General features: G+C 62.1%; 21 protein-coding genes. 7 read left to right on the top strand and 14 right to left on the bottom strand.

Features of this window, described 5'->3' with window-relative positions:
• Positions 1 to 9: 9 nt before the first annotated feature.
• The 5 genes from ACZ889_RS06125 (at position 10) to ACZ889_RS06105 (ending at position 3,982) form a co-directional block, all read left to right on the top strand.
• The gene (locus tag ACZ889_RS06125) at positions 10 to 966 is read left to right on the top strand and encodes an NAD(P)H-dependent flavin oxidoreductase (protein WP_476257247.1); all 957 of its coding nucleotides are present in this window, start codon (positions 10 to 12) and stop codon (positions 964 to 966) included.
• 67 nt (positions 967 to 1,033) lie between these two features.
• Positions 1,034 to 1,816 (top strand): SDR family NAD(P)-dependent oxidoreductase, encoded by a 783-nt coding sequence (locus ACZ889_RS06120; protein ID WP_003255516.1) that lies wholly within the window; start codon positions 1,034 to 1,036, stop codon positions 1,814 to 1,816.
• Between the two features lie 63 nt (positions 1,817 to 1,879).
• A complete protein-coding gene (locus ACZ889_RS06115; RefSeq protein ID WP_003255518.1) occupies positions 1,880 to 2,218 on the top strand; it encodes a histidine triad nucleotide-binding protein in 339 nt (112 codons plus the stop codon).
• Positions 2,219 to 2,283: 65 nt separating this feature from the next.
• A complete protein-coding gene (gene coq7, locus ACZ889_RS06110; RefSeq protein ID WP_003255520.1) occupies positions 2,284 to 2,931 on the top strand; it encodes a 2-polyprenyl-3-methyl-6-methoxy-1,4-benzoquinone monooxygenase in 648 nt (215 codons plus the stop codon).
• Positions 2,932 to 2,941: 10 nt separating this feature from the next.
• Positions 2,942 to 3,982, top strand: coding sequence for a DUF2157 domain-containing protein (locus ACZ889_RS06105; RefSeq protein WP_180688943.1), 1,041 nt, complete (start codon positions 2,942 to 2,944; stop codon positions 3,980 to 3,982).
• Positions 3,983 to 4,058: 76 nt separating this feature from the next.
• Here the strand turns inward: ACZ889_RS06105 and ACZ889_RS06100 are convergent, their stop codons facing one another.
• Positions 4,059 to 4,481 carry an OsmC family protein gene (locus ACZ889_RS06100; RefSeq protein ID WP_004376171.1) on the bottom strand — a complete coding sequence of 141 codons (423 nt, stop codon included), beginning with the start codon at positions 4,479 to 4,481 and terminating at the stop codon, positions 4,059 to 4,061.
• 191 nt (positions 4,482 to 4,672) lie between these two features.
• Here ACZ889_RS06100 and crp point away from each other — a divergent pair, with 191 nt between their 5' ends.
• Entirely contained in the window at positions 4,673 to 5,317 is a 645-nt protein-coding gene (gene crp, locus ACZ889_RS06095; RefSeq protein WP_180688944.1) for a cAMP-activated global transcriptional regulator CRP, read from the top strand.
• Here crp and ACZ889_RS06090 read toward each other — a convergent pair.
• The 4 genes from ACZ889_RS06090 to ACZ889_RS06075 all read right to left on the bottom strand — a co-directional run bounded on the left by ACZ889_RS06090 (position 5,314) and on the right by ACZ889_RS06075 (position 8,648).
• Positions 5,314 to 6,018, bottom strand: coding sequence for a lipoate--protein ligase family protein (locus ACZ889_RS06090; protein ID WP_014589460.1), 705 nt, complete (start codon positions 6,016 to 6,018; stop codon positions 5,314 to 5,316). The genes crp and ACZ889_RS06090 overlap by 4 nt on opposite strands.
• A gap of 147 nt (positions 6,019 to 6,165) precedes the next feature.
• Positions 6,166 to 6,999, bottom strand: a complete 834-nt coding sequence (trpC, locus tag ACZ889_RS06085) for an indole-3-glycerol phosphate synthase TrpC (protein ID WP_103443394.1) — start codon at positions 6,997 to 6,999, stop codon at positions 6,166 to 6,168.
• Positions 6,996 to 8,045: an anthranilate phosphoribosyltransferase gene (gene trpD / locus ACZ889_RS06080; protein ID WP_014589458.1), complete on the bottom strand. Its 1,050-nt coding sequence runs from the start codon at positions 8,043 to 8,045 to the stop codon at positions 6,996 to 6,998. Before trpD ends, trpC begins: the two co-directional genes overlap by 4 nt.
• 9 nt (positions 8,046 to 8,054) lie before the next feature.
• The gene (locus ACZ889_RS06075) at positions 8,055 to 8,648 is read right to left on the bottom strand and encodes an aminodeoxychorismate/anthranilate synthase component II (protein WP_004574924.1); all 594 of its coding nucleotides are present in this window, start codon (positions 8,646 to 8,648) and stop codon (positions 8,055 to 8,057) included.
• Between the two features lie 367 nt (positions 8,649 to 9,015).
• Here ACZ889_RS06075 and estP point away from each other — a divergent pair, with 367 nt between their 5' ends.
• Complete coding sequence (gene estP / locus ACZ889_RS06070) at positions 9,016 to 10,905, top strand: esterase EstP (protein ID WP_476257246.1); 1,890 nt, start codon at positions 9,016 to 9,018, stop codon at positions 10,903 to 10,905.
• Between the two features lie 384 nt (positions 10,906 to 11,289).
• On the opposite strand, the gene trpE is transcribed toward estP, so the two are convergent.
• The 9 genes from trpE to ACZ889_RS06025 all read right to left on the bottom strand — a co-directional run bounded on the left by trpE (position 11,290) and on the right by ACZ889_RS06025 (position 22,151).
• Positions 11,290 to 12,771, bottom strand: coding sequence for an anthranilate synthase component I (gene trpE, locus ACZ889_RS06065; protein ID WP_014589456.1), 1,482 nt, complete (start codon positions 12,769 to 12,771; stop codon positions 11,290 to 11,292).
• A gap of 69 nt (positions 12,772 to 12,840) precedes the next feature.
• On the bottom strand, positions 12,841 to 13,659 hold the full coding sequence (locus ACZ889_RS06060; RefSeq protein ID WP_054888495.1) for a phosphoglycolate phosphatase: 819 nt from the start codon (positions 13,657 to 13,659) through the stop codon (positions 12,841 to 12,843).
• On the bottom strand, positions 13,656 to 14,330 hold the full coding sequence (rpe, locus tag ACZ889_RS06055; RefSeq protein ID WP_003255539.1) for a ribulose-phosphate 3-epimerase: 675 nt from the start codon (positions 14,328 to 14,330) through the stop codon (positions 13,656 to 13,658). Before rpe ends, ACZ889_RS06060 begins: the two co-directional genes overlap by 4 nt.
• Before the next feature lie 149 nt (positions 14,331 to 14,479).
• Positions 14,480 to 15,307 carry an ABC transporter permease gene (locus tag ACZ889_RS06050; RefSeq protein ID WP_003255542.1) on the bottom strand — a complete coding sequence of 276 codons (828 nt, stop codon included), beginning with the start codon at positions 15,305 to 15,307 and terminating at the stop codon, positions 14,480 to 14,482.
• A gap of 10 nt (positions 15,308 to 15,317) precedes the next feature.
• Positions 15,318 to 16,565, bottom strand: coding sequence for an ABC transporter permease (locus ACZ889_RS06045; protein WP_011953311.1), 1,248 nt, complete (start codon positions 16,563 to 16,565; stop codon positions 15,318 to 15,320).
• Between the two features lie 60 nt (positions 16,566 to 16,625).
• Positions 16,626 to 17,660: an ABC transporter substrate-binding protein gene (locus ACZ889_RS06040; protein WP_004576195.1), complete on the bottom strand. Its 1,035-nt coding sequence runs from the start codon at positions 17,658 to 17,660 to the stop codon at positions 16,626 to 16,628.
• 40 nt (positions 17,661 to 17,700) lie between these two features.
• Complete coding sequence (locus ACZ889_RS06035) at positions 17,701 to 18,825, bottom strand: ABC transporter ATP-binding protein (protein WP_003255547.1); 1,125 nt, start codon at positions 18,823 to 18,825, stop codon at positions 17,701 to 17,703.
• Between the two features lie 298 nt (positions 18,826 to 19,123).
• Positions 19,124 to 19,756 carry a response regulator gene (locus ACZ889_RS06030; protein WP_173401663.1) on the bottom strand — a complete coding sequence of 211 codons (633 nt, stop codon included), beginning with the start codon at positions 19,754 to 19,756 and terminating at the stop codon, positions 19,124 to 19,126.
• A gap of 7 nt (positions 19,757 to 19,763) precedes the next feature.
• A complete protein-coding gene (locus ACZ889_RS06025; protein WP_180688946.1) occupies positions 19,764 to 22,151 on the bottom strand; it encodes a PAS domain-containing sensor histidine kinase in 2,388 nt (795 codons plus the stop codon).
• Positions 22,152 to 22,175: the final 24 nt, after the last annotated feature.

Below are 22,175 nucleotides of genomic sequence, written 5' to 3'. Positions count from 1 at the left end.
AGCCTTGCCATGTCGCTACCTGCCTCGCTCGAACAACGCCTGCGGCTGCCCGTGGTTGCCGCACCGATGTTCCTCATCTCCAACCCCCAATTGGTGCTGGCCTGCTGCGCCAGCGGCGTGGTTGGCAGTTTCCCGGCCCTGAACCAACGCGACAGCGCTGGCTTCAAGGCTTGGCTGGAAGAGATCGAGGCAGGCCTGGCTCAACTGCAGGCGCCAGCGCCCTACGCCGTCAACCTGATCGTCCACCCGACCAACCCGCGCCTGCAGGCCGACTTGGCCTTGTGCGTCGAACACCGTGTACCAATCGTTATCACCAGCCTGGGGGCAGTAAAGGAAGTGGTCGATGCCGTACACGGCTACGGCGGCCTGGTGCTCCACGATGTCATCACCCGCCGGCATGCCGAAAAAGCCGCCGAAGCGGGTGTCGATGGCCTTATCGCCGTCGCCGCAGGCGCAGGCGGCCATGCCGGCACCTGGAGCCCGTTCGCCCTGGCCGCAGAAATTCGCCAGTTCTTCGACAAGACCCTGCTGCTGGCTGGTTGCATTAACCACGGCCACGAAATCCTGGCCGCACAACTGCTGGGGGCGGACCTGGCGTACATGGGCACGCGCTTCATCGCCACCACAGAAAGCCAGGCTCAGGGCGCCTACAAACAGATGCTGCTGAACGCCCATGCCGCCGACATCATCCACACACCCGTGGTGTCCGGCATCCCCGCCAGCTTCCTGCGCCAGAGCCTGGAGCAGGCCGGCTACGACATGAACGCCCTCAAAGGCGGGCAGGTGCAAGGCAAGCTCAAGCCGATCGATGACGAAGCCAAGGCCTGGAAGACCGTATGGTCAGCGGGCCAGGGCGTCGGTGCAATCCATGACCTGCCCAGCGCCAGCGCATTGATCGAGCGCCTGCATGGCGAGTACCGACAAGCCCTGGAACGCTGCCAGGTTTTGCGCGCCCGCGCCTTGTAGCAAAAGGCAACACCTTGCACGGGCAAGTTGTACACTAGGCGCCCTCTTCCGCCCCCAGGAGCCTTGCATGACCCGTTACGCCATGATCACTGGTGCTTCCAGCGGCCTGGGCCTGGCCTTGGCGGAAGCGCTGGCACGGCGCGGGCGCAATCTGATCCTGGTGGCACGCCAACGAGAAACGCTGGAGCCTGTCGCCATCGAGCTGACCCAGCGTTTCGGTGTCGAGGTGCTGTTCCGCGCCTGCGACCTCAGTCAGCCGTTGCGCCTTTCAGGCTTCGTGCTCGAGCTGGAAGAAGGTGAGCGGCGTATCGATTTGCTGGTCAACTGCGCGGGCTTGCGCACCTATGGGCCGTTCCTGGCCCATGAATGGGCCGACGAACAGGATCTGCTGGAAGTCAACGTGCTGGCCCTGAGCCGCCTGTGTCACGCCATCGGTAACCTGATGGCTGTGCAGGGTGGCGGGCAGATTCTCAACGTCGCCGGCCTGGCCGGGGTGGCGCCTGGCCCATGGATGGCCGCCTATGCCGCCAGCAAGGCCTATGTGCTGAGCTTTTCACAGGCCCTGCGCGAAGAACTCAAGCGCACCGGCATCAAGGTCTCTGTACTGTGCCCTGGCCCGGTACGTTCCGCACGCCGGCGCATTGCGCGGCTCGATGGCAAGCCGCGCTGTCTCAGCCCCGAGGAAGTGGCGCTGTACACCGTGCGGGCACTGGACAAGAACCGCGCACTGATCATGCCTGGCCGGCGCAACCGCTGGCTGGCGTTCGCACCGCGGCTATTGCCGCGCTGGCTGGTGCGCAAGCTGGCCGGGGCCATCCACCGCCGCTATTGCCCCTTAGGCATGGAATAGCCACTGGGCGAGCGGCGCCCGGCTGAGTACACTCGGCCCGACCCTCACCATGGAGCAAGTGCTGTGGACGATCTATTCCTCAAAATCATCAACCGGGAAATCCCGGCAGATATCATCTATGAAGACGACCAGATCCTGGCCTTCAAGGACATTGCACCCGCGGCACCGGTACATTTTCTGGTCATCCCGAAAAAGCACATTCGCACCCTCAATGACCTGACCGAAGAAGACAAGGCCCTGGCTGGCCACATCCTGTTCACCGCCCAGCGCCTGGCTGTCGAACAAGGCTGCGAGGAAGGTTTCCGCGTGGTCATGAACTGCAACCCCAAAGGCGGCCAGACTGTCTACCACATCCATATGCACGTGCTTGGCCAGCGCCAGATGAACTGGCCACCGGGCTGACCCACGGCAAGCGACCCCGCCGCTATTGCGGTAAACTGTCGGGCACATTCTTGCGGAGGTGCCCGATGGCTACCGAACGTCACTACTCGCCGCTCGACCGCTTGTTGCTGCAGGCCGATACCGCCATGCGCACCTTGCTGCCTTTCAGCGGCCAACCCGCCCGGCCATCGCCGGCCATCGTCCAGCCAGACGTTGACCTGGACGAGCAACAGGCCCGCCATATTGCCGGGCTGATGCGCATCAACCATACCGGTGAAGTCTGCGCCCAGGCGTTGTACCAAGGCCAGGCCCTGACCGCCAAGCTGCCCGAAGTGCGCAAGGCCATGGAGCATGCCGCTGAGGAAGAAATCGACCACCTGGCCTGGTGCGAGCAGCGCATTCGCCAGCTGAACAGCCACCCGAGCGTGCTCAACCCTCTGTTCTACGGCATGTCGTTCGGCATTGGCGCACTGGCCGGGCTGGTCAGCGACAAGGTCAGCCTGGGCTTCGTCGCCGCTACCGAACATCAGGTGTGCAAGCACCTCGACGAGCACCTGGAGCAACTCCCGCACGAAGATGAAAAATCCCGGGCCATTCTCGAGCAGATGCGCATAGACGAAGAGCAGCACGCCGAGTCTGCACTGGAAGCCGGTGGTTATCGCTTCCCGGCCCCCGTCCGCTTTGGCATGAGCTTGCTGGCCAAGGTCATGACCAAGAGCACATACCGCATCTGAAGGCATCACCATGACGGATCGATTCGACGCCAAGGACCTGGCGCGCGCCGTGCAAGCAGGCATTCTCCAACCAGGCCAGGACCAAAGCCTGTTGGCATTCCTGCGCCAGCAACCCGCACCACGTGGCAGCTTTCAGCTGGCCCATGTTGCCTTCTACTTTGGCGCCATGCTGATCATGGCGGCAATGGGCTGGTTGCTCACCGAGGCCTGGATGAGCCTCGGTGACGGCGCGCTGTTGATCATCGCCAGCCTCTATATCCTGCTGATCACCTTGTTCGCCCTCAATCTGCAACGCCGCGCCCAGCCCGTCGCCGCTGGCGTGCTGGCAGCAGTAGCCGTCAGCATCGTGCCGCTGGCGGTATTCGCTATCGAGCGCATGCTCGGCTGGTGGCCATTGGACGATGCGCAGGCTGACTACCACCAGTACTACACCTACGTGCAAGGCGGCTGGCTGGCGATGGAAGCAGCCACGGTGCTTGCCGGGCTGCTAATGCTTCGGCTGATCCCCTACCCGTTCGTCGTCATGCCAATGGCCGTGGCCTTGTGGTTCATGTCGATGGACCTTAGCGAGTGGTTCTTCGGCTCACCGTTCAGCTGGGAGCAGCGTCGCCACGTCTCCCTGTGGTTTGGGCTGGGCTTGCTGGTGGTGTTCCTCGTGATAGACGGCCGCACGCGTGAAGACTACGCCCGCTGGGGTTACCTCGCCGGGCTGGCAGCATTCTGGGGCGGGTTGACGCTGCTGGACAGCGGCAGTGAGTTGGGCAAGGCCATGTACTGCCTGATCAACATTGCGCTGATGGGCATGGCGGTGCTGCTGCGTCGGCCGGTGTTCATGGTGTTTGGTGCGCTGGGGGTGGCGGCTTATCTGGGATATCTGTCGTACGAGGTGTTTGCCCAGTCGTTGCTGTTCCCGGTGGTGCTGACCATGATCGGGCTGGGGGTTATCTGGCTTGGCCTGGTTTACCAAAAGCGCCGGGAGCGGTTGAGCCAGGCGCTAAGAAGCCGTCTTCCGCAATGGTTGCGGATGGCCCTTCCGGCCCTGCGCGACTGAAGCTCGCCCGGGCCGCAGGTGGGAGCGGGTTCACCCGCTTCCACAAGGGCTGCAAAGCGGCCCCGGAATCTCAGCCTTAACCCAGCTCTACGATTTCATACCCATGGGTAATCTCAACCCCGGCACGCTCGAGCATGATCGAAGCCGAGCAATACTTTTCCGCCGACAGCTCCACCGCCCGCTTGACCTGCGCTTCTTTCAGCCCACGCCCCTTCACCACGAAGTTCATGTGAATCTTGGTGAACACCTTGGGGTCTTCGCTGGCGCGCTCTGCCTCCAGAAATGCCTCGCAGCTTTCCACCGCCTGGCGCGACTTCTTCAGGATGCTGACCACGTCAAAGCTGCTGCAGCCACCCAGGCCCAACAGCAGCATTTCCATCGGGCGCACACCCAGGTTGCGGCCACCGGCCTCGGGCGGGCCATCCATCACGACGACATGGCCGCTCCCCGATTCGCCGAGGAACATCGCCTCACCGGCCCACTGGATACGTGCCTTCATCTACCTGGACTCCTGATTTTCGGAAAAGGGTGTCAGCTTAGACCTTGTGCGGCTGTGGGAAAAGTACGTGACGTGTCGGTTTACTACCGAAACATACCGTAGTGTCTGATAAGCTGGCGCCAAATGACTGGCGCTTTCCGCCAGCCAGCCTCTATAAAAAGCCTATGCCTCGTATCGAACAGGATTTCGTGATGGTCGCCTCTGCCCTACCCGCTAAGATCAAGAACATCGACAAACTGCTGGTGCATTGCCAGCGCCGCCGCTACACCGCCAAAAGCAACATCATCTGCGCCGGCGACCGGGCCGAGACACTGTCGTTCATCATCAAGGGTTCGGTAACCATCATCATTGAGGACGACGACGGCCATGAAATGATCATTGCCTACCTCAACAATGGCGATTTCTTTGGCGAGCTAGGCCTGTTCGAGCCCGTTGATGGCGAGCAGCAGCGCAGTGCCTGGGTACGCGCCAAGACCGAATGCGAAGTGGCCGAAATCAGCTACGAAAAGTTTCGCGAACTGGCGCGCCAGGACCCTGAAATCCTCTACGCCCTGGGTAGTCAAATGGCCCAGCGCCTGCGCAACACTACGCGCAAGGTTGGCGATTTGGCATTTTTCGACGTGACCGGGCGAGTTGCCCGCTGCCTGCTGGAACTGTGCAAGCAGCCCGACGCCATGACTCACCCCGATGGCATGCAAATCAAGATTACCCGTCAGGAAATCGGCCGAATCGTCGGTTGCTCTCGGGAAATGGTCGGCCGCGTTCTCAAGGACCTCGAGGAACGCAGCCTGGTGCAGGTCAAGGGCAAGACCATGGTGGTCTACGGTACCCGCTAGTCCTTGGGCAACTCGGCCAGCACCTTGGCGTAGGCCTGCGAAAGGCGCTCGAACCAGGGCGCTGCCGGCGCCACTTCGTGCAAGGCGATGTGCGCATCGGCGCGACAGCGTTGCTCCAGCTCACAGCACTCGTTGAAGCGGTTGACCGCCGCCACCATCGACTCACGCTCGTTGTCCAGCAGCAGCGCACCGTGCACCAGCACCACAGGGCGCTTGCCACCCAGGCCCTGACGCCAGCGCTGGGCGGTACCCACCAATTTGCGGCCATTGAGGTTGACGTTGTAGCGGCCATCGCAGAAGGCCCCGTCGATTTCCCCGACTGACGCCACCCCGCCCCACTCGCGCAGCACATCGCACAGCGGCAGACACAGGCGCTCGTAGGCATTTTCGATACGGCCGTGGTCGCCTTCACTGCGCGGCGCGGCGTAGACCAGTGCAACGTTCACCGTCGAATGCGACTGAGGCACCGGCTCACCGCCAGTTTCTCGCAGCAGCACCGGCCAGCCAGCAATAGCCAATTCCGCGCAGGCGACCTCGAAGTTGCCCAGCCGGCTCATGCGTCGAGGCATGACCAGCGCGTGGTCGGTGGGGCGCCAGAACAGCACACCACTTTCGCGTTCGCCTCGGCAGACGGCGGCCAGCAGTTCCTGCTCGGCGTGCAGGCCTTGTTCGACGCTCAGGGCCAGGGGTTGATCGGTCATTGATCCACCTATGATGTTGATTTCACTGGCCTCTTCGCGGGTAAACCCGCTCCTACGACAGGGCGCGTACCCGTGTAGGGGCGGGCTTGCCCGCGAAGAGGCCATTAGAGGTACAAAAAAGCCGGCAAAAACGCCGGCTTCATTTGATCAGTCCAGTTGCTGAACAGTCTTCTTCACCTGCTCGGGGAAGAACAGCCGCTGTAATTCCAGGCCAGGCTGCTCGGCGCGCATGAACGCCTCTCCCACCAGGAACGAGTAAACCTCGTTGATTGCCATCAGCTCCACATCGGCCCGGTTGAGAATACCGCTTTCGGTAATCGCCAGACGGTCACGCGGAATGCGCGGCAGCAGGTCAAGGGTGGTTTCCAGGCTGACCTCGAAGGTGTGCAGGTTGCGGTTGTTCACCCCAACCAGCGGTGTATCCAGGGTTTTAAGCGCGCGCTCCAGTTCATCGCCATCGTGCACTTCTACCAGCACGTCGAGGCCGACGTCCTTGGCGGTGGCCGCCAGTTCAGCCATCTTCACGTCATCCAGCGCCGACACGATCAGCAGTACGCAATCTGCGCCCAGGGCCCGGGCTTCGACGATCTGGTAAGGGTCGACCATGAAGTCCTTGCGGATCACCGGCAGCGAAACCGCCGCGCGGGCCTGCTGCAAGTACTCATCGGCACCCTGGAAATAATCGACATCGGTCAACACCGACAGGCAGGTGGCCCCGCCCTTCTCGTAGCTGACCGCGATTTCCGCTGGCACGAAGTGCTCGCGGATCACGCCCTTGCTTGGCGAAGCTTTCTTGATTTCGGCAATCACCGCGGGCTGCTTGCGCTTGGCCTGCTCGATCAGCGCGTTGGCGAAGCCTCGCGGGGCGTCAGCGGCCTTGGCCAGGCCCTCCAGTTCGGCGAAGCTGACGCGCGCACTGCGCTCGGCCACTTCCTGAAACTTGCGGGCAATGATCCTTTCCAGCACCGTCGGCACACTCATGCTTCGTTCTCCACCTTGAATACTGCAGTAAAGGCACCCAATTCCTGCAGCTTTTCCCAGGCCAAGCCGGTGTGCAGTACATCATGGGCCAGTTCTACACCGGCTTTCAGGCTCATAGCATGGTCAGCGGCATACAGCGCCGCGCCAGCATTAAGCACGATCATCTCGGCGGCCTTCTGACCGTTCTCGGTCTTGCGCCGGCCCAGCGCATCGCGGATCAACTCCAGCGAAGCCTGAGGGCTCTCGACAGCCAGGCCATGAAGACTCTGGCTCTTCATGCCGAGGTCTTCCGGCTCTACCCAATATTCAGTGATTTCGCCGTTTTTCAGTTCGGCAACGAAGGTGGGTGCAGCCAGGCTGAACTCGTCCAGACCATCCTTCGAGTGTACGACCAGCACATGCTTGCTCCCCAGGCGCTGCAGCACCTCAGCCAGCGGGCGGCAAAGGGTTTGCGCGAACACACCGACCACCTGGTGCTTCACTCCGGCCGGATTCGTAAGCGGGCCGAGCATATTGAACAGGGTGCGCAACCCCAGTTCTCGACGTGGGCCAGCGGCATGTTTCATGGCCGAGTGGTGACTTTGCGCGAACATGAAGCCGATGCCCAGGCTGTCGATGCAGCGTGCCACTTGAGTCGGCGTCAGGTTCAGGTAGATGCCGGCAGCTTCCAGCAGGTCGGCACTGCCGCTCTTGCCCGATACTGCGCGGTTACCATGTTTGGCCACCGGGCAACCCGCCGCCGCCAGGACGAAGGACGAAGCGGTGGACACGTTGAAGATGTTGGCGCCATCACCGCCGGTCCCGACAATATCGACGACACCATCGAGGCTTTGCAGCTCGACCTTTTCGGCCAGCTCACGCATCACCGACACCGCACCGACGATTTCGTCGATGCTTTCGCTTTTCATGCGCATGCCCATCAGGAAAGCGCCTATCTGCGCCTCGCTGCACTGACCGGTCATGATCTGGCGCATGACCTCGCGCATTTCTTCGGTAGTAAGGTCCAACTGGCCGACGATACGGCTCAACGCACTCTTGATATCCATGTTCGATCCTTAACGGCGGCCGCCGGTCTGCTTGAGGAAGTTGGCGAACAGTTCGTGGCCCTGCTCGGTCAGGATCGACTCAGGGTGGAATTGCACCCCTTCGATATTCAGCGTCTTGTGGCGCAGGCCCATGATCTCATCGACCGAACCGTCGGCATGGGAGGTCCAGGCGGTCACTTCCAGGCAGTCGGGCAAGGTTTCACGCTTTACCACCAGCGAGTGGTAACGGGTCACGGTCAGCGGGTTGTTAAGGCTGGCGAACACGCCCAGGTCGCGGTGATATACCGGGCTGGTCTTGCCGTGCATGACCTGGCGTGCACGTACAACGTCGCCGCCAAAGGCCTGCCCGATTGACTGGTGGCCCAGGCATACGCCGAGGATTGGCAACTTCCCGGCGAAATGCAGGATGGCCTCGATGGACACGCCCGCCTCGCTTGGGGTGCATGGGCCCGGGGATACGACGATGCGCTCAGGGTTGAGGGCCTCGATCTGAGCGATGGTCAATTCGTCATTGCGAATGACCTTGACCTCGGCACCCAGCTCGCCAAGGTACTGAACGACGTTGTAAGTGAATGAGTCGTAATTGTCGATCATCAGTAACATGGTGTTAAACCTCTTGAATCTACTGACTTCATGATTCGAACCTTCCTGCACCAGCCACAGGCGCGGCTTTGCCACAACAGGCGGTAAACGAGAAGGCAAACGGGGGCGGGCCGGGCGGGCCGGCAGGAGATAAAGTCAGGCGCGCCAACGCCAACGGGCGTGGGCCTTGATTACGCGCATCAAGAGTTTGCTGACGATCAACACAGGATAGGTCTCGCTCATACGTCCCGGCACAGTAGCCTACCGGGGCGACGGGCGCAATATGCCTGTAAACACGGGGAAACGAATGGACTTGGGAGCGAAGCACTACGATTTGCTAAGGTCGATGGGGTTGTCCTGATAAAAACAAAGAAAAGGATGTTCCCTGATGCGAAAAGCCCCGTTATTGCGCTTTACCCTCGCTTCACTGGCCTTGGCCTGTAGCCAGGCGTTGGCCGGCCCTTCGCCCTATTCAACCCTCATCGTGTTTGGCGACAGCCTCGCCGATGCAGGGCAGTTTCCCGACCTGAGCGGCGGTACCCCAGGCGCGCGTTTCACCAACCGCGATGCCGACGGCAACTTCGCTCCGGTGTCACCGATGATCCTCGGTGGCCGCCTGGGCGTCGCGCCTGGCGACCTGAACCCGTCGACATCCATAGGCATCCAGCCCGATGGTAATAACTGGGCAGTTGGCGGGTACACCACCCAACAGATCCTGGACTCGATCACGACAACGTCCGAGACCGTCATCCCACCAGGAAACCCCAATGCCGGGTTGGTGCTGCGCGAGCGCCCCGGCTACCTGGCCAACGGCCTGCGCGCCGACCCAAATGCCTTGTATTACCTGACAGGTGGCGGTAACGACTTCCTGCAGGGCCTGGTGAATAGCCCGGCCGACGCCGTAGCCGCCGGCGCCCGCCTGGCTGCCAGCGCCCAAGCCCTTCAGCAAGGAGGCGCGCGCTACATCATGGTCTGGCTGCTACCTGACCTCGGCCAAACGCCCAATTTCAGCGGCACGCCACAGCAAAACCCACTGTCACTGCTCTCCGCTGCGTTCAACCAGTCACTGATCAGCCAGCTAGGGCAGATCGATGCCCAGATCATTCCACTGAACATCCCTGTGCTGTTGAGCGAGGCGCTGTCCAGCCCCAGTCAGTACGGCCTGGCCAGCGACCAGAACCTGGTCGGTACCTGCTACAGCGGTGATAGCTGCGTGGAAAACCCGGTGTACGGTATCAACGGCACAACGCCAGACCCGACCAAACTGCTGTTCAACGACTCGGTCCACCCGACCATCACGGGTCAGCAGCTGATTGCCGATTACGCCTACTCGATCCTCGCAGCCCCCTGGGAACTGACTCTGCTACCGGAAATGGCCCACGCCAGCCTGCGGGCTCATCAGGATGAGTTGCGCAATCAGTGGCAGACGCCTTGGCAAGCCGTTGGCCAATGGCAAGCCTTTGTCGCCAGTGGCGCTCAGGACCTGGACTTCGACGGCCAGCGCAGCGCGGCCAGCGGTGACGGCCGCGGCTACAACCTGACCGTGGGCGGCAGCTATCGCCTGAACGACGCCTGGCGCCTGGGCCTGGCCGGCGGTGCGTACCGGCAGAAGCTGGAAGCTGGCGAACAGGATTCGGACTACAAGCTGAACAGCTATATGGCCAGCGCCTTTGCCCAATACCGTCAGGATCGCTGGTGGGCCGACGCGGCGCTGACCGCCGGGCACTTGGACTACAGCGACCTCAAGCGTACCTTCGCCCTGGGCGTGAATGACCGCAGTGAAAAAGGCGACACCGACGGCGAGGCCTGGGCAATGTCCGGGCGGCTGGGCTACAACCTGGCGGCCGACACCAGCAACTGGCAGTTGGCACCTTTCATCAGTGCCGACTATGCGCGGGTGAAGGTGGATGGCTACGAAGAGAAGAGCGGGCGCTCGACGGCGCTTGGCTTCGATGACCAGGAGCGCACGTCACGTCGCCTGGGCGTGGGGCTGTTGGGCAGTGTGCAGGTACAGCCAAATACCCGGCTTTTTGCCGAGGTGGCGCAGGAGCATGAGTTCGAGGACGACCAGCAGGATGTGACAATGCACCTGACCAGCTTGCCAGCGAATGATTTCACCCTGACCGGGTATACGCCGCACAGCGACCTGACCCGGGCGAGCCTGGGTGTGAGCCATGAACTGGTGGCAGGGGTGCATTTGCGCGGGAACTACAATTGGCGCAAGAGTGATGAGTTGACGCAGCAGGGCGTTAGCGTGGGGGTTAGCGTGGACTTTTGAATTGCTGGGGGCCGCTTTGCGGCCCATTCGCGGGTGAACCCGCTCCTACGACGGCCCCGTGTACCTGAGGCTTGCGCAACCCTTGTAGGAGCGGGTTTACCCGCGAATACGGTGGCGGCGGCAACGGTGAACCGCGGGTGGAGATTGGCCAGCAGGCCCGGCCCATTCGCGGGTGAACCCGCTCCTACGACGGCCTCGTATACCTGAGGCTTGCGCATCCCTTGTAGGAGCGGGTTTACCCGCGAATACGATAGCGGCGGCAACGGTGAACGGCAGGTAGAAATTGGCCAGCAGGCCCGGCCCTTTCGCGGGTGAACCCGCTCCTACACAACCTTGTAGGAGCGGGTTTACCCGCGAATGGGCTGCGCAGCAGCCCCAATCAATTTATCTGGCGGAAGTCTGCTCGGCCAACGCCACCGCACGGAACATCGCCCGGCGCTTGTTGATGGTTTCTTCCCATTCCAGCGCCGGCACCGAGTCGGCAACGATGCCGCCACCGGCCTGCACATGCAGCTCGCCATCCTTGATCACCGCAGTACGAATGGCAATTGCGGTATCCATGTTGCCGTTCCAGGCAAAATAGCCGACAGCACCGCCGTAAACCCCACGCTTGACCGGTTCCAGCTCGTCGATAATCTCCATCGCGCGGATCTTGGGCGCACCCGACAAGGTGCCAGCCGGCAGAATCGCCCGCAGTGCATCCATCGCCGTCAGGCCTTCACGCAGCTGGCCGGTAACGTTGGAAACAATGTGCATCACGTTGGAGTAACGCTCGATCACCATCTTCTCGGTCAGGCGCACACTGCCGGTCGAAGACACACGGCCGACATCGTTGCGGCCCAGATCGATCAGCATCAGGTGCTCGGCAATTTCCTTGTCGTCCGACAGCAGGTCGTCTTCCAGCGCACGATCGGCCTCTTCGGTCGCACCACGCGGGCGGGTACCGGCAATCGGGCGCACGGTGACCAGGTTGTCCTCGACACGTACCAGCACTTCGGGCGAGCTGCCGACCACATGGAAGTCACCGAAGTTGAAGAAGTACATATATGGCGTCGGGTTGAAGCAGCGTAGCGCGCGATACAGGTCGATAGGCGCAGCCTTGAAGTCGATCGACATGCGCTGCGACGGCACCACCTGCATACAGTCCCCGGCCAGGATGTATTCCTTGATACGACCGACGGCGTTTTCGTAATCCTCGCGGGTGTAGCTGGAGCGGAACGCCGGCTCGGCCGCCTGCGGGCCGCTCAGGTCCAGGCCGCGGCGTGGGGTGATTGGCTGGCGCAAGGTTTCCAACAAGCCTTGCAGACGTGCCTGGCCCTGTTCGAAGGCCTGATCTTCAGCGGGGTCGACCAACACGATGGCGTGCATCTTGCCCGCCAGGTTGTCGAACACCACCACCGCGTCGGACACCATCAGCAGGATATCCGGTACGCCCAGCGGGTCCGGGTTGGGGCTGGCGCCCAGACGCTTTTCTACATAACGAACGCAGTCGTAGCCAAAGTAGCCAACCAGGCCGCCATTGAAACGCGGCAGGCCGGGGATATCGGCAACTTTGTAGCGGTCCTTGAAGGTTTCAACGAATGCCAGCGGGTCTTCGACCTCGCAGCTTTCCACCTCGACGCCATCGTGCAGGATGCTGACATGGTAGCCATGCACACGCATCACGGTGCGCGATGGCAAGCCGATCATCGAGTAACGGCCCCACTTCTCGCCGCCCTGCACCGATTCGAGCAGGTACGAGTTGGGCTGGTCAGCCAGTTTCAGGTAGATCGACAGCGGCGTGTCGAAGTCGGCCAAGGTTTCACAGGCCAAGGGAATACGGTTGTAGCCGGCAGCGGCCAGGCGCAGGAATTCTTCGCGGTTCATGAGTGGTCTCGTGGCAAGCAGCAATAGGTCAGGCAAACGGACGGGCCGGCACACGCCGGCAGGCTGAAGTCAGGCGCGCCAACGCCAACGGGCCAAGGCCTTGATGACTTTCATCCAGAATTTGCCAGTAACCGCCACGGTGGACTCTCTGTCTTGTGAGGCTTGAAGGTCCGCCAACGTTATCCCAGTGGCCGGGTCTGCGCAACCGGGCAGCAATGCGCGCAGGTCGTCGATTACCAGGCTGGGGGATTCGTCGTCGATCGGCCGGCCATGGTTATAGCCGTAGGTCAGGCCCACGCATTGCACGCCAGCCGCCTTGGCCGCCTGCACGTCACTGCGCGAATCACCGACAAACAGGGACTGCTGCGGGGTGACACCGGCCATCTGCATGACAAACAGCAACGCCGCCGGGTCGGGCTTTTTCTGCGGCAGGGTGTCGCCACCAATGATCCAGCGGAAGAAATTACCGATCTTCATCTGGTCCAACAGTGGGCCAACAAAGCGCTCAGGCTTGTTGGTAATCAGCGCCATCTCCACGCCCTGCTTGCGCAGCCAGCGCAGGGTGTCGCGCACGCCAGGATAGACCACGGTAAGTTCATGGCTTTCGGCATAAGCGTCCATGAACAGCGCCAGCGCCTGTTCTGCCAGCGCATCGTCCACGTCGGCATGGTCGATGCCGCCCGCCAACGCGCGGCGCACCAGCACCTGGGCGCCATTGCCAACCCAATGGCGCACTGCCTCAAGGCCAGCAGGCGGGCGCCCCAGTTCGAGCAGCATGCGGTCCACAGCGGCGGCCAGGTCAGGCACGGAATCGATCAGGGTACCGTCCAGATCGAACATTACCAGCCTTGGCAGCGCCCCCGGGAACAGCTGCTCGAAGCCACTCATGGGCGGGCCAGGGCCAGTTCGGCGCGCATCTTGGCGATCACTTCCTGGTAGTCCGGGGCGTTGAAGATCGCCGAGCCGGCCACGAAGGTATCGGCGCCAGCGGCAGCGATCTCGCGGATGTTGTTGACGTTCACGCCACCATCGATCTCCAGACGGATATCACGGCCACTGGCGTCGATCAGCGCACGCGCTTCGCGCAGCTTGTCGAGGGTGCCGGGGATGAACTTCTGCCCGCCGAAGCCTGGGTTGACGCTCATCAGCAGCACCATGTCGATCTTGTCCATCACATACTTCAGGGCGTCCAGGCTGGTGGCCGGGTTGAACACCAGGCCGGCCTTGCAACCACCATCCTTGATCAGCTGAAGCGAACGGTCGATGTGCTGCGTGGCTTCAGGGTGGAAGGTGATGTAGGTGGCACCCGCTTCGATAAAGTCGCCAATGATGCGGTCAACCGGGCTGACCATCAGGTGCACGTCGATCGGCGCAGTAACGCCGTACTTGCGCAGAGCGGTGCAAACCATCGGACCGATGGTCAGGTTGGGGACATAGTGATTGTCCATGACATCGAAGTGGACGATGTCTGCACCCGCAGCCAATACCTTGTCGACGTCCTCACCCAGGCGGGCAAAATCGGCAGAGAGAATGGAGGGGGCAATAGCGTAGGGCTGCATGGCGCACCTGTTGGCAGAGTCACGGTGGCGCGCATTGTAACTCAGGGAAAGCGATGAAGGCTGATTGGTATCAATTGGTGTCGACCAGCGCAACCTGTGCCGGCCTCCGCGACTTTAGCCGCGAAGAGGCCGGCACAGGCAACCCATCATCAAGCCGGCTGTTGAGTCCTCAGCTTCTCACTACGCCCACGCAACCATTCCAGGGTCAGCAGCAACAACACCGAGAACGCAATCAGCAAGGTCGCCGCCGCGGCAATGGTCGGGCTCAGGTTCTCGCGAATACCACTGAACATCTGCCGCGGCAGAGTTGCCTGTTCCGGCCCGGCGAGGAACAGCGTCACCACCACCTCGTCAAACGAGGTGGCAAAGGCAAACAGGGCGCCCGAGATGACACCGGGCGCGATCAGCGGCAGGGTCACCCGACGGAAAGCCAGCAGAGGCGAGGCTCCCAGGCTGGCCGCCGCACGCACCAGATTGTAGTTGAACCCCTGTAGCGTCGCCGACACGGTAATGATGACGAACGGCACACCCAGTACCGCATGCACCAGAATCAGCGAGGTGAAACTGTTGCCCATGCCCAGAGGGGCGAAGAACAGGTAACTGGCCACCCCGATGATCACTACCGGCACCACCATGGGCGAGATCACCAGCGCCATCACCAGCGACTTGCCGGGGAAATCGCCACGGGTCAGGCCGATGGCCGCCAAAGTGCCGAACACCATGGCCAGCACCGTGGCCGCTGGGGCAACGATGATGCTGTTTTTCAACGCCCGCATCCATTCGGCCGAGCCGAAGAAGTCCTGATACCACTGCAGCGAGAAGCCCTGCAGCGGGTACACCAGGAAGCTGCCACTGTTGAACGACAGCGGCACGATCACCAGCACTGGCAAGATCAGGAACAGCAGGATCAAGCCGCAGAGAATACGCAGGCTGTAGAACCAGACCCGCTCCACGGGCGACATGTATGGGCTCAGCATGACAGGCTCCTCAGCTCAGGCGCAGACGGCTGGCGCCGACCAGCCAGCTATAGATCAGGTACAACAGCACGGTCGCCAGCAGCAACAGCCCGCCCAGTGCGGTGGCCATGCCCCAGTTGATGCTGGTGTTGGTGTAGAAGGCGACGAAGTAGCTGACCATCTGGTCGTTCGGACTACCCAGCAGCGCCGGGGTGATGTAGTAACCGATGGCAAGGATGAACACCAGCAGGCAACCGGCGCCAACACCGGCGTAAGTCTGCGGGAAGTACACCCGCCAGAAACTGGCGAACGGGTGGCAGCCCAGCGAGATCGCCGCACGCATGTAGCTCGGGGAAATACCCTTCATCACGCTGTACAGCGGCAGGATCATGAACGGCAGCAGGATGTGCACCATCGAGATGTAGACACCTGTGCGGTTGAACACCAGCTCCAGCGGCTGGTCGATGATGCCCATGGCCATCAGCGCGCTGTTGATCAGCCCGCCCGACTGCAGCAGCACGATCCAGGCCGCCACCCGCACCAGGATCGATGTCCAGAAAGGCAACAGCACCAGAATCATCAGCAGGTTGCTCTGCCGGGTCGGCAGGTTGGCCAACAAGTAGGCCAGTGGGTAGGCCAGTACCAGGCAGATAGTGGTAATCACCACCCCCATCCACAGGGTACGGACAAAAATGTCCAGGTAAATGGCCTGGTCCGGGGTGGCCTTGGCCAGCTCACCAAGGTCATCGATGCGATGGTCCACCGAGGCCAACAGGTAGAAAGAAGTCACCGAACTGGTATTGCGGCGGATCGCCTGCCAATAAGCCGGGTCACCCCAACGCTCGTCGACAGCCTGCAACGCATCCTTATAAGAGGCAGGCTCAGCCTTGAAGGGCAGTGCACGGGCAGTCTTGGTCAACAAGCTGCGGTAACCGGCCAGCTCCATGTTCAAGCGTTTGGAAAGGTCACCAAGGGTCTGGTTCTTGCGCGACTCGGCCAAATCCTGGCTCAGCGCCTTGTAAACGTCCTCGCCTGGCAGGCTTTTGCCATCCCACTGGCTGATGACTTCCACCGTGCGCGGCAGGCCGCCGACCACTTCAGGGTTGCCGACGCTCTTGTACAGCAGCGCCGCAATCGGCACCAGGAACACCAGCAGAAGAAACAGCGCCAGCGGCGCGATCAACGCCTGCGCCTTCCAGCGGTTGACCCGCTCGGCGTGTTTGAGGCGCTGCTTGAGACTTGAACCTGCGCCTTCGTTGAGGGGCACTGCAATGGCCATGGCGAACTCCGCAATACAGGCTGAATTGGGGGCCGCTTTGCGGCCCCACACACTGGACGTTTACTTCTTCGCCGCCCAGGCGTTGAAGCGTTGCTCCAGCTGCTCGCTGTTGTCGGCCCAGAACGCCACGTCGATCTGCACCTGGTTGGCAATGTTCTCAGGCGTGGTCGGCATGTCTTTCTTCACGTCGTCCGACAGCAGGCTCACGGCCTTGGAGTTGGCCGGGCCATAGGCGATGTTTTCGGAGTAGATCTTCTGCTGCTCGGGCTTGACGCTGTAGGCGATGAACTTCTTCGCCTCTTCGACGTTTTTGGCGCCTTTAGGAATTGCCCATGCATCGAAGTCGTAGATGCCGCCGTTCCACACCACCTTGAGGTTGCTTTCTTTCTGCACAGCGGCAATACGGCCGTTGTAGGCAGAGCTCATGACCACGTCGCCAGAGGCCAGGAACTGCGGTGGCTGTGCACCCGCTTCCCACCACTGGATGCTGGGCTTGAGTTCGTCGAGTTTCTTGAAGGCGCGGTCCTGGCCTTCCTTGGTTGCCAGCACTTTGTAGACGTCCTTGGGCGCAACGCCGTCGGCCATCAGTGCAAATTCCATTGTGTACTTGGCGCCCTTGCGCAGGCCGCGCTTGCCCGGGAACTGCTTGGTGTCCCAGAAATCGGCCCAGCTGGTGGGGGCGGTCTTGAGCTTGTCGGCGTTGTAGGCCATGACCGTGGACCAGACGAAGAAGCCCACGCCGCAAGGCTGAATGGCACCAGGCACGTAGTCGGCCTCATTGCCGAACAGGGCTGGGTCGAGCTCTTCGAACATGCCCTCGTCGCAGCCGCGCGCCAGCTCTGGCGACTCAACCTCTACCAGGTTCCACGACACACTCTTGGTGTCGACCATCGCCTTGACCTTGGCCATTTCGCCGTTGTACTCACCCGCGACAATCTTGCCATTACCCGCTTTTTCCCAGGGTTCGTAGAACGCTTTGACCTGGGCAGCCTTGTTGGCGCCCCCGAACGAGATCACGGTGAGGTCTGCGGCCATGGCCTGGCCAGCGGTGAACAGCCCCAAAGCCAGGGCGGTCAGTTTCAACTGCTTGCGCATTATTATTCTCTCCACAGTACAGGGTTGGTGAAGCAATCCATCAATGGGCTTCGGCAATCGGATCGAGCGCGCGGGCGTGCTCCACCTCCCAGCCCAGCGGTACCACATCGCCCACGGCCAACGCCGGGTCGAGCTCGGCAATGGGCTGCTTCACGAAGAAGTCGCCTTTGCCGCAAACCTCCAGACGCACCCGCACGTGGTCGCCCAGGTAAATGAATTCGGCCACCCGGCCAGAGAACCGGTTCACGCAGCTTTCACTGTGGCCGTTCAGACGCACGCGTTCCGGGCGTATCGACAGGGTCACCGGCTCGCCGGCCTGGCCGACATTCACCGCCAGCGCCTCGACCCGTTCACCGCGAGGCAACTGCACCTGGCAACGTTTGCCATCGCTGGCCAGCAGGGTGCCGCTAATGCGGTTGTTCTCGCCGATGAAGTTGGCGACGAAGGTGTTGCAGGGCTCTTCGTACAGCGTGCGCGGGTCGGCGATCTGCTGGATTTCGCCCTGGTGGAACACCGCCACGCGGTCAGACATGGTCAGCGCTTCGCCCTGGTCGTGGGTCACGTACACCACGGTCACACCCAGGCGCTGGTGAATGTGCTTGATCTCCATCTGCATGTGTTCGCGCAGCTGCTTGTCCAGCGCGCCAAGTGGCTCGTCCATCAGCACCAGTTGCGGCTCGAACACCAATGCCCGGGCCAGCGCCACACGCTGCTGCTGGCCGCCAGACAGCTGGCCGGGGTAGCGTTTGGCGAAAGCGTCGAGCTGGACCATGTTCAGCACACGCTTAACCCGCTCGCTGATGTCGGTCTTGCTCAGGTTGCGCACGGTCAGCGGAAAGGCCAGGTTCTCGGCCACGGTCATGTGCGGAAACAGCGCGTAGTTCTGGAACACCATGCCGATATCACGCTTGTGCGGCGGCACGTTGTTGATCGAGCGGCCGCCAAGCTGGATTTCACCGGCGGTGGGGGTCTCGAAGCCCGCCAGCATCATCAGGCTGGTGGTCTTGCCCGAGCCGGACGGGCCAAGCAGGGTGAGGAACTCGCCCTTGCGGATATCCAGGTTGAGGTCTTTGACGATCAGCGACTCGCCGTCGTAGCTCTTCTGCACACCACGGAAGCTGACCAGCGTTTCGCCGGTTGCAGCGTTCGACTTCGCCTCGCTCATGCCTGCACCTTCTTGTTGGATGACTGCGTAGGCAAAAGAGTAGAAGAGACGCAAGCGCCCGAAAATCGGGGGCACTGAGAGAATGCCATCATCCGGATGGAAGATTTGTTGTAGGGATCGCCCTACAAGGATGGCGGGTTTTGAACACTCACCTCAGCGCTGCATCGCCCCCTTGTAGGAGCGGGTTCACCCGCGAATAGGCCGGTTCAGGCACCGCAGATGGCAGGCCAGACTTCCTCGCGGGTAAACCCGACCCTACAACAGAGAGCGGCGTAGTCATCAAAACGGCATGTCGCAATCAGACCAGCTTGTGCTCCATGGCGTACTTCACCAGCTCCGCCAGCGAGTTCACTTTCAACTTCTGCATCAGGCGCGCCTTGTGGGTGCTGATGGTCTTGCTCGACAGCGCCAACTGCTGGGCGATGTCGTTGACGTTGGCGCCTTGGGCCAGGCGCTCGAACACCGAAAACTCCCGCTCCGAGAGCAGTGTGTGCAACGGCCGGGATTCGGTGAGGCCTACTTCGAACACCATGCGGTCGGCCAGCGACGGGTCGATATAACGCCCGCCACCGGCCACCCGACGAATCGCCGTCAACAACAGCGCCGGGTCACTGTCTTTGGTGGCATAGCCCGCAGCACCGGCCTTCAGCGCCCGCGCCGCCATCTGTGCCTCGTCATGCATCGACAACATCAGGATCGCTGGAGCATCGTGCAGCGCACGGATACGCGGGATCGCCTCCAGGCCGTTCACACCCGGCATCGAGATATCCAGCAGTACCACCTCGCACGGTGTGTGGCGCAGGGTTTCGAGCAACTGCTCGCCATTACCGGCCTCCCCCGCCACTTGCATGTCCTTGGCCAGGCCAATCAACTGCTTGATGCCTTCACGGACAATGGTGTGGTCTTCGGCCACCAGTACTCGAATCACGATTGCTCTCCTACTCCAACGGAATGGCCACACTCAGGCTGGTGCCTTCGCCCGGCTCGCTTTCCAGCGTCATGCTCCCCCCCAGCATCAGCACCCGCTCGCGCACACCCACCAGGCCAAACGAGGTAGGCCGGGTCTGCTCGCGGCAAAAGCCTTGGCCATCATCACTGACCGTCATGCGCAACTGTCCGCCCTCACGTACCAGCTCAATCTCTACGCTGTGCGCCTGGGCGTGACGCATCACATTGGTCAGCGCCTCCTGGAGGATACGAAACAGCCCGGTGGCCTTGGCATCACTCAATGCTGGCAGATTATCGGGCACTTGCACCAGACAGGGGATTTGCGTACGTGCCTCGAAACGCCGCGCCTGCCATTCGATGGCCGAGGCAATGCCGGCATCGAGGATCGGCGGACGCAAGGCAGTGGCGACATCGCGCACCAACTGGAACAACTGGGCAATCAGGCGTTTCATGCTCGCCAGGCGATCATTCAGGCCAGGGTCCAGCTCGGCATAGGCCAGCTCGCACATCGACACTTCCAGCTTGAGCACGGTCAGCATCTGCCCCAGCTCATCATGCACTTCCCGGGCGATACGGGCTTTTTCTTCTTCACGCACGCTCTCCAGGTGGGCCGAGAGTTCGCGCAGCTGCTCCTGGGACTTTGCCAGCGCCAGCTCGGCCCGCTTGCCCTGTGTGATGTCCCAGACTACACCGTCCCACACCACCTGGCCGTTGCCCAGATGCCGGGCGCTGGCCTTGATATCGGCCCAGCGCTGTTCGCCCTGCCGGGTGAGGATGCGCCCCTGCCAGGACCAGTCCTGGTCGCTGGCCAGGGCCAGGTCCTGCACCTTGTGATAATCAGCACGGTCCTCGGGGTGCACCAGGTTGCGCAGGCCCATCTGCGGGTGCTGGATCTCGCTGGGTGCATAACCCACCAATGCCTCGCTACCCTCACTGATATAGGGGAACTCCAGATCGCCCTCGGCCGGGTCACGTTCCAGGCGAAACACCAACCCTGGTACGTTGCCAGCAATGCCCTTGAGCCGCGCCTCGCTTTCGCGAAGGGCCGCCAAGGCACGGTGGCGCTCAGTGACATCGGCGAGGTAGACCACCAGATATTCGGAATCACGAAAGCGCAGAAAGCTCAGTGACAGCTCCACGGGTAGCAAGCTTTGATCAGCCCGCCGGCATTGCGTCTCAAACTGACCGACACCCCCCGCCCCTGTCCGCGCCCCTTTCCACAGCTCCAGCCAACGGTCCATGTTCAGGCTCGGCTCGAAGTCGCTCAGCGGCCGCTCCAGCAACGCCCCTTCGCTGTAGCCCAACATGCGCTCGGCGGCATGGTTGGCGTAACGCACATGGCTGTCCCAGTTGACCCAGAGGATACCCACGGTGCTCTGATCGATGGCGAACTGGCTCAGGCGCAACGCCTCTTCGCGCACCTGGCGTTCAACAAGGCTCTCCCGCGCGGCCAACAGGCTGCGCTCCAGCTGGCGCTGCTGACGGCGTTGCCACACCAGCGTGGCCAAGGCACACAACAGCAACAGACCGAACAGCAAGGCCATGTTCTGCCAGAAGCCCGGCGACTCGCTCAGGCGCGGGTACTTCGGCTGCAACCAGCGCTGATGCAGTTGTTCCAGCTCCTTGGCCGGCACTGCCTGCAAGCCACGTTCAAGTACATCGGCCAGCAGCGGCCAGTCGCGCCGCGAACCGATACGCAACAGCTGCGGCAGGCCAATATCGCCGACCACCGCCAGCTCACCGAACTCGCTCTCGCGCGACAGGCGGCTGAGCTGCGCTTCATCCAGCACGGCGAAACTGGCCTGGCCACCTACCACCAGTTGCAAGGCCTCACGATCGTCGGGCACCCCCTGCAGGTTGAGGTTGCCGTAGTTGCCGCGCAGGTAATCCGCCAGCGGGCTGGGCATGCGCACCGCGACGCGTTGCTCGGCTTCAAGCTTTTCCAGCTCCACGGCCATGGCCCCGGTGCGCGGCCCCACCACCAGCTGTGGCACGCGCATGTATGGGTCGCTAAATAGCCACAGGCGCAGGCTGGCTGGCGTCTGGGTAAGGCCAGGGGCGAAGTCGATTTCGCCGCTCTGCAGGGCATGTTCCAAACTGGCCTGGTCACTGAAGTTACGCCAGGTGAGGTCCAGCCGCAGCGCCTGCGCCAGGCTGTTCACCAGCTCCACATTGGCCCCATACAGTTGCTGCAGACGCCGGTCGAACTGGGCGTAGGGCGCCTGCAACACCAGGCCGACACGCAGGCTGCGGTGGGTGTCCAGCCACTGCTGCTGGTCAGGCTCCAGCACCACAGAGGGCAGCGCCTCGGGCTTGGCCCAGGCAATCAAGGGCAGCCACAAGCAGCCGATAACCAACAGGCGACGCACTCGCTTCATCTATACGCTCGACTTGGTAAAGAC

This window comes from Pseudomonas sp. TE3895 (genome assembly GCF_056278855.1).
This window is presented reverse-complemented; position numbering and strand designations above follow the sequence as displayed.

Excerpts from the sequence above, each read along its gene's own strand:
- trpD (WP_014589458.1), bottom strand. The coding sequence starts at position 8,045 with ATGGATATCAAGAGTGCGTTGAGCCGTATCGTCGGCCAGTTGGACCTT.
- ACZ889_RS06105 (WP_180688943.1), top strand. The coding sequence starts at position 2,942 with ATGACGGATCGATTCGACGCCAAGGACCTGGCGCGCGCCGTGCAAGCA.
- crp (WP_180688944.1), top strand. The coding sequence starts at position 4,673 with ATGGTCGCCTCTGCCCTACCCGCTAAGATCAAGAACATCGACAAACTG.
- trpC (WP_103443394.1), bottom strand. The coding sequence starts at position 6,999 with ATGAGTGTGCCGACGGTGCTGGAAAGGATCATTGCCCGCAAGTTTCAG.
- ACZ889_RS06040 (WP_004576195.1), bottom strand. The coding sequence starts at position 17,660 with ATGCGCAAGCAGTTGAAACTGACCGCCCTGGCTTTGGGGCTGTTCACC.
- ACZ889_RS06035 (WP_003255547.1), bottom strand. The coding sequence starts at position 18,825 with ATGAGCGAGGCGAAGTCGAACGCTGCAACCGGCGAAACGCTGGTCAGC.
- rpe (WP_003255539.1), bottom strand. The coding sequence starts at position 14,330 with ATGCAGCCCTACGCTATTGCCCCCTCCATTCTCTCTGCCGATTTTGCC.
- ACZ889_RS06075 (WP_004574924.1), bottom strand. The coding sequence starts at position 8,648 with ATGTTACTGATGATCGACAATTACGACTCATTCACTTACAACGTCGTT.
- ACZ889_RS06120 (WP_003255516.1), top strand. The coding sequence starts at position 1,034 with ATGACCCGTTACGCCATGATCACTGGTGCTTCCAGCGGCCTGGGCCTG.
- coq7 (WP_003255520.1), top strand. The coding sequence starts at position 2,284 with ATGGCTACCGAACGTCACTACTCGCCGCTCGACCGCTTGTTGCTGCAG.
- ACZ889_RS06100 (WP_004376171.1), bottom strand. The coding sequence starts at position 4,481 with ATGAAGGCACGTATCCAGTGGGCCGGTGAGGCGATGTTCCTCGGCGAA.
- ACZ889_RS06090 (WP_014589460.1), bottom strand. The coding sequence starts at position 6,018 with ATGACCGATCAACCCCTGGCCCTGAGCGTCGAACAAGGCCTGCACGCC.
- ACZ889_RS06050 (WP_003255542.1), bottom strand. The coding sequence starts at position 15,307 with ATGCTGAGCCCATACATGTCGCCCGTGGAGCGGGTCTGGTTCTACAGC.
- trpE (WP_014589456.1), bottom strand. The coding sequence starts at position 12,771 with ATGAACCGCGAAGAATTCCTGCGCCTGGCCGCTGCCGGCTACAACCGT.
- ACZ889_RS06060 (WP_054888495.1), bottom strand. The coding sequence starts at position 13,659 with ATGAGTGGCTTCGAGCAGCTGTTCCCGGGGGCGCTGCCAAGGCTGGTA.
- ACZ889_RS06125 (WP_476257247.1), top strand. The coding sequence starts at position 10 with ATGTCGCTACCTGCCTCGCTCGAACAACGCCTGCGGCTGCCCGTGGTT.
- ACZ889_RS06025 (WP_180688946.1), bottom strand. The coding sequence starts at position 22,151 with ATGAAGCGAGTGCGTCGCCTGTTGGTTATCGGCTGCTTGTGGCTGCCC.
- ACZ889_RS06045 (WP_011953311.1), bottom strand. The coding sequence starts at position 16,565 with ATGGCCATTGCAGTGCCCCTCAACGAAGGCGCAGGTTCAAGTCTCAAG.
- estP (WP_476257246.1), top strand. The coding sequence starts at position 9,016 with ATGCGAAAAGCCCCGTTATTGCGCTTTACCCTCGCTTCACTGGCCTTG.